The organism is Longimicrobium sp., from assembly GCF_048594345.1.
GTDB lineage: Bacteria > Gemmatimonadota > Gemmatimonadetes > Longimicrobiales > Longimicrobiaceae > Longimicrobium.
The window spans coordinates 1-5,946 of the sequence record NZ_JBMDXM010000200.1 but is presented as its reverse complement, the minus strand read 5'-3'; the positions used below and the strand labels follow the sequence as shown (position 1 = coordinate 5,946).

Annotated in this window: 4 protein-coding genes; 3 read left to right on the top strand and 1 reads right to left on the bottom strand. The window is 64.0% G+C overall.

Annotated features, from left to right (window positions below; translation table 11 throughout):
- Nucleotides 1-3,070 (bottom strand): DUF4062 domain-containing protein (locus tag ACOJUJ_RS21980; protein ID WP_420129063.1); only part of this gene is annotated, 3,070 nt, incomplete at its 3' end.
- Between the two features lie 241 nt (nt 3,071-3,311).
- Here ACOJUJ_RS21980 and ACOJUJ_RS21975 point away from each other — a divergent pair.
- The 3 genes from ACOJUJ_RS21975 to ACOJUJ_RS21965 all read left to right on the top strand — a co-directional run bounded on the left by ACOJUJ_RS21975 (nt 3,312) and on the right by ACOJUJ_RS21965 (nt 5,697).
- Nucleotides 3,312-3,932, top strand: a complete 621-nt coding sequence (locus ACOJUJ_RS21975; RefSeq protein WP_420129062.1) for an ATP-dependent Clp protease proteolytic subunit — start codon at nt 3,312-3,314, stop codon at nt 3,930-3,932.
- A 539-nt stretch (nt 3,933-4,471) separates the two neighbouring features.
- A complete protein-coding gene (locus tag ACOJUJ_RS21970; RefSeq protein ID WP_420129061.1) occupies nt 4,472-4,963 on the top strand; it encodes a hypothetical protein in 492 nt (163 codons plus the stop codon).
- Nucleotides 4,960-5,697: a hypothetical protein gene (locus tag ACOJUJ_RS21965; protein WP_420129060.1), complete on the top strand. Its 738-nt coding sequence runs from the start codon at nt 4,960-4,962 to the stop codon at nt 5,695-5,697. Before ACOJUJ_RS21970 ends, ACOJUJ_RS21965 begins: the two co-directional genes overlap by 4 nt.
- The last annotated feature ends 249 nt before the right edge of the window (nt 5,698-5,946 follow it).

The following is a 5,946-nucleotide window of genomic DNA, read 5'->3' as shown; positions in this document are numbered from 1 at the left end:
CGTCCGCGTCTACCTCGTCACCGCCGCCGAACTCGTCGGGTGGATTGATCTCCACCTCCGGCATGGGCTCGTGCTGCGACTCGTCGAACGGCGGCATCTCCGGCTCCGGCGCGCCGAGCGCCGCGAGGTGCGCCTTCGCCTTCTCCAGCCCCCAGTGGTATGCGAACGGCGGCCCGTCGCACCACGCCAGCCGGTACGCCTTTGTTGCGGCATCCACGGCTGCCTCCGTATTCCCCACGTCCCGCTCGATCTGCGCGAGCACGTTCAGCGCGTCGGCGTGGAAGAGGGGGTAGGGGCCGCGCTCCGCGGCATCCCACACATCCTCGAGCATTGTTCGAGCCCGCGGATACTCACCTTGTTGACGGTGCAACTCCGCAAGCGCTACGAGGGTGGGAAGCTCTTCCTCCACTAAAGAGACAGAACGCGCTCGACGAAGGGTGTAATGGAGTTGTTCAGCAGCCGTGGCGTAGTGATCCAGGTGCAGTGCGGCGGTACCTAACAGTCGAGCGGAACGAATGAAATCTACTTCGTAACGACGACGCTCTGCGTTCCTCAATGCCTTATCAGCCATTTCCTTGGTATTCTCGGCGTTCCCATGCCACAGTTCTACTTGTCCCCTAAAGAAGTGGATCCGGCCGGAAAAGCGATACGGATCCATATGCCATTCCAAGCGTTCAAACACCCTTTCCGAACGCTCGAATGCAACCTTCGAGAGATTCCAGTTTCCACGTCCACCTGACATGAAGGCAAGCTCCTGCAACGTTACGGCTTCGCTAAACGAGCTAGGATATGCTCGGGCAATGACCAGGGCGGCGCGAGCTAAAGTCTCCGCTTCCCTTAGGTGTCCAGCAGAGTATAATGCCCTCGAAAGATTTACGCGGTAAGTACCGTCTTCATTGCTGCGAGCCGGATGTTTGATGAGTGCCTGCAATATCGACGCGGCTGTATGTGGCTGCCCAATATGATCGTACGCTAGCGCTAGCGCATTCAGGGCGAAGGTCCTGTATACGTTGGAGGTTAGCTGCGATGGTGATTCGGGCCCGTTCGGAAACAGTTCTTGTAGGATTTGTACTCGAACGGATCCAGCACCTAGGCGGAAGGAGGTGACCTTGTGGAGCCGCTCCTTGTACACGAGGAAAGCATCATCATACAAATTCAGTCGAATCAAGGCGTGGAAGAGCTCGATCGTAGGGGTCACGTCGTTCAAGCTCTCTACGTCGGAATCCGCAACTGGCGGTATTGCCTCAAAATGAGCACGCATGGTGCCATAAAGATCTATACGCTTGCCGTCGTCTAGGGATGTCCACACCACGCCGCGGACGATCGGGTGCAGGTCGTACCGATTAGAGCGACGATCCCAACCGAGTAGCCCTCGATCTTCAAGGATCGTGAGGGTACGGTCAAGATCACCTAACGTTGTGAATGGCTGTTGAACCACGCTTTCCGATTTGTCTGAGGAGAGCAACAACGCTTTGAGCGTTTGCATACTCGCCGGCATGCGGAAGCCTGCGATTACGTGAAGCGTTCGGAGTTCGGCCGGAGCGAGCCCGCGCATCGAGTGTTGTAGTACATGTGATTGTACGTTCGCCAATTCCATCCCAAACGGATTAAAGTCAGGGTTAGCGATGCTCCAGTTATCAAAATCGCCTGGGGCTTCACGAAACTCAGCTACCTCGTAGGCAAGCAATTGGAGGAGGAGCGGGTGCTTGTCGAACGTACGAAAGACAGGCAGCATTACCTCCCGTGAGCCCCTTGCACCGTACGCCCGCCACAACGCAAGCGCGTCCTGATCACTCAATCCTGTCAGAAAAAGCGCAAAGCAATACGGCGACGGCTTTCCCCCGGGAGCTTGCAGGTCTGCTGGATAGAGACGGGTGCTAATGAGAATACGTGACGCACGAACACGCGAGAGTTTACGCAGGAAGCGCCCTGCACGGGGGGCTGCCGTCATTCGGAGTTTATGTTTGCCCACAAACGATTGCCCAGCACTCTCCGGAAGTCCCAAGACTCCGGCAACCCGGTTTGCCGTCGCCTCGTCAAGCGCGCCTTCATCGCGGAGGTACGCCGCGTCAAGGCGGGCGTATGCGGTAAGGATGCGTTCCAGCCCGTCGAGGACGATGAGGAAGGGCTCCCGGTCCAGATGCCGGAGTAACAGGTCTTCCTGCTCCGGAACGGGCAGTTGCTTCACTTCGTCCAGCGGACGGCGACTTACGTACGCCAGGGCGCGCGTTACAAAGTTTTCGAACCGCGCGTCGGATTCGTAGAAGCTCCACCATAGCCGGCCGGCCAGCGGCGACATCTCCTGCGGCGCGACCTCGTTGAACCAGGTCCACGTCAGCGCCGACTTCCCCATTCCGCCAATGGCGACGACGCTGAAGATCCGGACGTCGGTGAACCGCTTGCCCGTCACCCAGTCCGTCAGCAGCTCCATCTCGTCTTTGCGCCCGACGAGACGGCGCACCTGGAGCAGCGTGTACGGATGCGCGATGTACGGCTCGGGCGGCTGCGGGATCTCGGAGATGTAGTGAAGGCTCTGGGCGAGCGCGGCGGGCGTCGGCCGTCCCGCCTCGTCCGTGCGGACGGCGTCCAGCTGCTTCTGGAGCGCGCCCAGGCTCTGGAGCACGAGCGCGCGAAGATCATCTGGATTCCTGAAGAACGCGACGACCTGCTCCAGCGTAAGGCGCCTCTTCAGCGCGTCCAGCCTGGGCTTGTTCTCAAAATCGATGTCGGCGACGGTGACGGGGACGTCGTCGTGCATCAGGAAGATGAGGCGGGGGATGCCGCGTTCGATCGCCCGCTCGTATTCCATCTGCGTGATGGAGATGTCATGTCCCTCAGGCACATGGCCGTACCGCTGCGCGAACACGCCGATGTACACGTCCGCCTGATTCACCAGGTCGAGCGAGGCCTGGATGGCGTCGGCCGCCATGGCGGGCAGGTGCTCCATCATCCGCGGAACCATGTCGGAGCGGTGACACGCGTCCATCACCTGCTTGCGGTACTCCGGCAGGTCGCGCGCGGTGCTGCTGATCACTACAACCCGTGCATCTTTCATGGAGGCTGTTCTCATCTTTGAACGATCCGTCCAGCGCGCTGCGCATACGCGCGAGTCCACTCAGTCTAGCCGGGAACTGGATTCTTCGCACGCAGCGTCCATGGTCTGGTTTTCGCGACGGGCTCACACCCGGGAGCGGGGGCGTGCGGCTGTGGCGCCCCGGCGCGCGAGGCGCGCAAGCCCTTTCGCGGGGGGCGGCAGGCTGCTACCCTACGGCGATCAAAGGGATGCGCCAGACCATCAGGGGGATTACGGGATGAGGAACCAGGACGAGGAACACGACGACGACGAGAAGCAGCCGGGGGACGACCAGAAGGCGCCGCCCAACGCGCTGACCGACGGCATTCGCGACCGCCTGTTCAAATCGCGGACGCTCATCATCAGCGGCGGGATCGACCAGCAGCTGGTTTCCAACGTCATCGGCCAACTGCTGGCCATGTCGGCGGACAGCGACAAGCCCATCAACATCTTCGTCAATTCGCAGGGCGGGCACGTTGAGTCGGGTGACACCATCCACGACGTGATCCGCTTCATCAAGCCCCGGGTGCGGATGATCGGCACGGGGTGGGTGGCCAGCGCCGGCGCGCTGATCTACGTGGCGGCGCCGCTGGAAGACCGCTACGCGCTCCCTAACACCCGCTTTCTGCTGCACCAGCCGGCCGGCGGCACGGGAGGCACGGCGGCGGACATCGCCATCGAGGCGCACGAGATCATCCGCATGCGCGAGCGCATCAACCGCATCTTTGCGCGCGAAACGGGGCAGCCCTTCGAGCGCATCGAGAACGATACGCACCGCAACTTCTGGCTTGACGTGAACTCGGCCAAGGAGTACGGCCTGGTGGGCAAGATCATCAACGGCATCGACGAGCTGGACTGACCGTCGGGCCGGACGTACGGGCGAAGGGCGCGGGCCGGCCGGCTCCGCGCCCTTCGTGTGCCTGACGGGGAAGTGCGTAAATGCGGGGTGCTTCGGCGGGTCCGGCGCAGGCCCCCGCCGGGCGAGCACCACTCGCCCACCTCCCCCAAAACTGCCGGGGGAGGTTGGGTGTGGGGCAGAGCTTTGAGCGGTTCGGATAGGGTGGCGCGGGATGGTGGGCCGCCCCCCTCCCCAGCCCTCCCCCCGCAAACTGCGCGGGGAGGGAGGTGCGACGCACCTTCCGGAGCGGGATCGAAGTTCTCCTCTCCCCCCTGCAGTTCGGGGGGGAGAGGCCGGGAGAGGGGGGGCGCCAGCGGACGCAGTTCGATGTCTTTCGCAGCGCCCAAAGCTCGCGGGGGCGCCGGCGGACGCAGTTCGATGTGGTTCGCAGTGCCCAAAAGCTCGCGTTGGTGCCGGCGGACGCAGTTCGATGTGAGTCGCAGCGTCCTCCACCCGCTGATTCTACTTGAGGAGGCGATCGATTGGATGCGCTCCGCAGGGTGATCATCGAACACCGCGATCCGCTTCGCCGCGCGCTGGTGGCGGGGGGCGTCGTGGTCCCGCTGCTGTTCGCGGCGGCGGCGGTGGGGGTGAATGGATCGGCGCGCCGGTTTCTGCTGTTCTACATCGCGCCGTTCTTTGTCGCGTTCTTCGCGTGGGCGTGGGTACGCGTCGGGCGCATCGAGGCGGACCGGCCCGCTGCGCTGGTGGTGGATGCAGTCGCGACGGTACTCGGCGCCGTCCGCTTTGGTGCGCTGCTGCCGGTGCCGTTCAGCGGGCACATGCTGTTTTACGCGTACGCCGCGCTCACCACGCGCTCCACACGCCTTCAGCTGCTGGTGCTCGCGCTGGCGGCGGAAGCCACGTGGTACAAGCTGGTGGTGTGGCGCGATCCGCGCTCGTGGGCGCTGGGGATCGCCGTGGGCGCGGCGCTGGCGGCGGCGCGTATCCTCATCAACCGAACTTCTCCCGTCCTGACGACCGCACCATGACCTTTGCCGAGTTCGAGCACCGCGCGCACGAGATCTTCGACGCCATTCCGCCCGAGCTGCGCGGTGGGGTAGAGTACGTAGCCGTCAGCGAAGAAGCGGTGCCGCACCCGGAGCTGCCGGAGGTCTACACGCTGGGCGAGTGCGCCACGGGCGAGCTGGACCTGGGGATGGAGACGCCCGAGACGCTGCGCTCCGGCGTACACCTGTACTACGGCTCGTTCGTGGCGCTGGCGGAGCTGGATCCGGAGTTCGACTGGGAGGGCGAGCTGCACGAGACGGTGGTGCACGAGGTGCGGCACCACCGCGAGAGCACCGCGGGCGAGGATGCGCTCGAGGAGTTCGATTACGCCGCGGACGAGAACTTCAAGCGGCGTGAAGGCCTACCGTTCGATCCGCTGTTCTACCGTTCCGGCGAGCCGCTGGACGAGGGCGGGTGGGATGTCGACGGCGACGTGTTCGTCGAGATAGAGCTGACGCTGGCGCAGTTCGATCGCATGAAAGAGGTGCAGGCGGAGGTCGGGGGCAAGCTGGTGTCGCTGCCGCGACCGGAGCGGCTGGGGGACATGGCGTTCATGTACCTGGAGGGCTTCGGCCACGGACCAGTCGAGACGGCGGTGGTGCTGGTGCGCCGCCGCGGCTTTGGCGAGTCGTTCCGCGGCCTGTTTCACCGCGAGGAGCCGGACGTGGGCGAGTGGTCGGTGGAGCCCGAGGACTGGTTTCTGGTCGGAGACTGACGGCGGGCAATTTGCCGGGTGCTGCGGGGCGCGCCCCTCCGCTCGCTTAGGCTCGCACCTCCCCCGAAACTGCCGGGGGAGGTTGGATGTAGGGCAGGGCACCGGGTGCTGCGGAGAGGGTGGAGCGGGATGGTGGGCGCCCCCCTCCCCGGCCCTCCCCCACAAACTGCGTGGGGGAGGGAGAACGGCCAAAAGATGGTCGTAGCGGGATCGAAGTTCTCCCCTTTCTCCCGCGACAGCGGGGGAGAG